A 3,292-nucleotide genomic window follows, 5' to 3' on the forward strand; every position below is an offset into this window, starting at 1 on the left:
CTGGTATTGGTCGGTGGGCTCGTAGACCATGACCTCGACATCGTCCAGATCGGCCAACGCAGAGTCGATTCGGGCCTTGACGGTCGGCCAGTCCAGCCCACCATTGCCGGCCCCCAGGGGCGGAATGGCCACGGAGCGAATCTGTCGCTCACGCAAGACACGCTTCAGATCCTCCAGCCCGGACTCCACCCACTCCAGCCGTGAGTTGCCTTTCCAATGGTCCTTGGTTGGAAAGTTGATGATCCAGCGCGGTCCGTCGAGTTCGCCGGTTTCGGTGACGAACATCTGTCCGACCTTCACCTGCTTCGCTTTGCAGGCTGCGGCGTACAGGTTGAAGTTGCGGTCGAACCGCTCCTTGAACATCAAGGCGATGCCCTTACCCATCACACCCACGGTGTTGACGGTGTTCACCAGTGCCTCGGCGTGGGCCTCGAGCAAGTTGCCTTGGGTATAGGAGATCATCAGAAGTACCAGTTGGGCCGTGTGTGCACAGGTAGCGCAACGCCCAGGGCCTGCATTTTGCCCTCGATCTCGGCTCGGACAGCATCCGTGTAGCACACGATTCCCCGCAGTGCGGTCAGCGGCACATGCTTGTGCACCAAGGCTTCCGCTTGGTATCGCTCCAGCTTGCCGGGGTCCTCGGGGTCGCGTTTGAAGTCGCGACGTTGAAGCAGCGGCCAGTCGATCTGGTCCAGGCGGGCCAGATCGTCGTAGAAGCTCGCCAGGCCACTGTAGGCGTGGCTGTCGGTGAACACGAATGGCAAGCCGAGTTCGCTCACTCGGCGCAGGCTGGACACCAGGATCACGATGTCCGCGTTGGGGACCTGCTTGATCCCGTTCCAACCAGTGTGGATGTTGCGCAGCATCACCGAGAACGGTGTGAAGTAGAAGGGAACGTAGTCCGCCAGAGTTCCTCCTGGGGGAAGCGGGACCGGACGTACTGCACGCTTGTCGATCAACTCTGCATTGCCAATGCTCACCCAGCGAGGAGAGCGAACCGGGCTGTTGCCGCAATGGACCCCGTTCTGAAGCACCCACGGCAGATTCGCCCGATGGAGGATGCGCCAGATCAGCGCCTTCTCAGAGTTGAGATTGGTGTAGCTCACTTGGAAAACATCGCCGGCGCGACGTCGACGTGCAGCGTCCGGTATCGCCCATCAATCATCTCCTGAACGCGCTTCTGTGCCTTGTCGTCCTTGACATAGATCGCGTGAAACAGGTCCGCGGGAACAGGCCCTGGAGCCAGACACTCGGCCATGCAGACGCACTTGCAGTACTGGTCCGAGTATTCACGCTTGTTCATGGCTTCCCAGTCGATCGCGTCCATGCCAGCGTCGTACTCAAGCAGTTCGATCTGGCCGCCGGCCAAGGGATGCTTCGGGATGATCTTCCAGGCCTTCGCCCGAGCCACACTTCGCTGAACGGCAATGAGCGCGAAACGCTTTCCGGGATGGTCCCGCTGCACACGCCCGTCGAATGGATTCTTGGCAAAGAAGTGGAACGGGACGTGGCGCTCAAGGCGCAGCCGCTTTCGGTCCTCAATGATCTCGGGATCGGCCACATCGACGAAGCCGTCCAGGCGCGACCTGGGTAGCAAGCCGTCGTCGAGGATCGATTTCATGTTCGTCAGGCTCGTGAGGTGGTAGATCAGCTTCTTCGCGCGAATGTCGTCGTTCATGTCGTCTCTCCCTAAACCCTTGCGGGCAGAACAGACAGGCCACTGCGATTGACCAGGGCGCCGGAACCAACATTTTGCCGGTCAGGAGATCTTGCATCAGGCCCCACTTGCGCGCGCGGAGCTTCTCGACAGCGCGCTTGAGCGCTATTCCCTGTACTCGCTGGCGTCCATGTTGCCGCGCAGGTCGTCGCAAGCGGTGAGCAGCAGCTGCTCCAGGCGAGTCAGGGTGAGGCGTTGATGCGGCATGGGCGTGGGGAAGTCTGTGCAATGACCTTTTGGCGTCGATTGTCGCAGCGGCTCATCCGGCGCATCGCGAACGTTGCCACGAGGGAGAATGCACGTCGAATTCCAGAGTGCAATCCCCATCGTTCCATGAGCGACATCAAACTCTTCCGCCTCCAATCCGGCCAGGCCACCGAGCTGCAAGGCGATGCCTCCGACCTGGAGAAGCCGCTGCAGAGCCTGATCGAAGCGAATCTCGAGGTGCTGCTCGGCATCCGCTTCCTCGCAACGGAGTACTCGACCGGCAAGACCCACGGAGGTCGCATCGACACGCTGGGGCTGGACGAGAACAACTGCCCGGTGATCCTCGAATACAAGCGTTCGGTGGGCGAGAACGTCATCAACCAGGGCTTGTTCTATCTCGACTGGCTGATGGACCACCAGGCCGAGTTCAAGCTGCGGGTGATGGAGAAATTCGACAAGGCTGCGGCCGATGCCATCGACTGGAGCGCCCCGCGCCTGGTGTGCATCGCCGCCGACTTCACGAAGTACGACGGCCATGCGGTGCAGCAGATCAATCGCAACATCGAGCTGATCCGCTATCGCCGATTTGGTGACGAGCTCCTGCTCTTCGAGCTGGCCAATGCATCGTCGGCCGCGACATCGAAGGCGGCGGCCGCCAGAGCCGTCAAGCTTGCGAAGGATCCGAATGAGCCAGGGACGGAGAGGCCAGTCGGTCCCGACAAGCCCTATGCGGAGGTCGTGCAGTTGCTGCCTCAACCACTGACGGACTTGCTGGCCTCGCTGGAGGACTACACCTTGTCGCTGGGCGACGATGTCCAGCGCAAGGAGCTGCGGCTGTACGTGGCATTCAAGCGGCTGAAGAATTTTGCGACGCTGGTTCCGCAGCGGGCACGCCTGCTGCTGTACCTGCACCTGGACCCGGCGAAAGTGATCCAGGCACTGCCCACGGCCAAGGACTTTTCGCAGAAGGGTCACTGGGGAACAGGTGACGTCGAAATCTCTCTGGCCACGCTTGCCGATCTGGAGGCCGCCAAGCCGTTCATCGCTGAAGCCTACGAAGGGCGTTCCCATGCCAAGCCCGCTTCGTGAAAGCTGAGAGGCGAAGCGTCGATGGCGTGCTGAACTGACGCTTCTGCGCCCCTGGTGTCAACCCCCCAGACCCGGCCTCCGCCACCCCGTAAAATCCGACGTTTTTCCGTTCGCACCTTGACTGGCAGTTTGGCGCTCCCTCCGCGCCGCACCCCTCTTTCCGGCTCCGGCCTGATCCGCCTGCTGGCGACGCTGAGCGACACCCACGTCCCGGCCCTGAAGGACAGCTTCTCCGACGGGCTGTGCCGGTGGTTCGACTGGACCGACGCGATCTCGTTG

The 3,292-nt window shown here is 61.6% G+C and carries 5 protein-coding genes; 2 read left to right on the top strand and 3 right to left on the bottom strand.

Annotated elements, in window-relative coordinates; all coding sequences use genetic code 11:
• The 3 genes from darG to AC1D12_RS28725 all read right to left on the bottom strand — a co-directional run.
• The coding region (gene darG, locus AC1D12_RS28715) for a type II toxin-antitoxin system antitoxin DNA ADP-ribosyl glycohydrolase DarG (RefSeq protein WP_477844515.1) at positions 1 to 462 on the bottom strand (462 nt) is incomplete at its 3' end.
• Complete coding sequence (gene darT / locus AC1D12_RS28720; RefSeq protein WP_477844517.1) at positions 462 to 1,106, bottom strand: type II toxin-antitoxin system toxin DNA ADP-ribosyl transferase DarT; 645 nt, start codon at positions 1,104 to 1,106, stop codon at positions 462 to 464. The genes darT and darG, both read right to left, overlap by 1 nt.
• Positions 1,103 to 1,678 carry a DarT ssDNA thymidine ADP-ribosyltransferase family protein gene (locus AC1D12_RS28725; RefSeq protein WP_477844519.1) on the bottom strand — a complete coding sequence of 192 codons (576 nt, stop codon included), beginning with the start codon at positions 1,676 to 1,678 and terminating at the stop codon, positions 1,103 to 1,105. Before AC1D12_RS28725 ends, darT begins: the two co-directional genes overlap by 4 nt.
• 372 nt (positions 1,679 to 2,050) lie before the next feature.
• On the opposite strand from AC1D12_RS28725, the gene AC1D12_RS28730 reads away from it, so the two are divergent.
• Both AC1D12_RS28730 and AC1D12_RS28735 read left to right on the top strand, forming a co-directional pair.
• Positions 2,051 to 3,013 (top strand): DUF5655 domain-containing protein, encoded by a 963-nt coding sequence (locus AC1D12_RS28730; RefSeq protein WP_477844521.1) that lies wholly within the window; start codon positions 2,051 to 2,053, stop codon positions 3,011 to 3,013.
• A 54-nt stretch (positions 3,014 to 3,067) separates the two neighbouring features.
• The coding region (locus tag AC1D12_RS28735; RefSeq protein WP_477844523.1) for a DUF3348 family protein at positions 3,068 to 3,292 on the top strand (225 nt) is incomplete at its 3' end.

Source organism: Rhizobacter sp. P1_G5 (assembly GCF_056405435.1).

Bases quoted from the DNA above. Each gene is read 5' to 3' on its own strand.
- AC1D12_RS28725 (WP_477844519.1), bottom strand. From the start codon at position 1,678: ATGAACGACGACATTCGCGCGAAGAAGCTGATCTACCACCTCACGAGC.
- AC1D12_RS28730 (WP_477844521.1), top strand. From the start codon at position 2,051: ATGAGCGACATCAAACTCTTCCGCCTCCAATCCGGCCAGGCCACCGAG.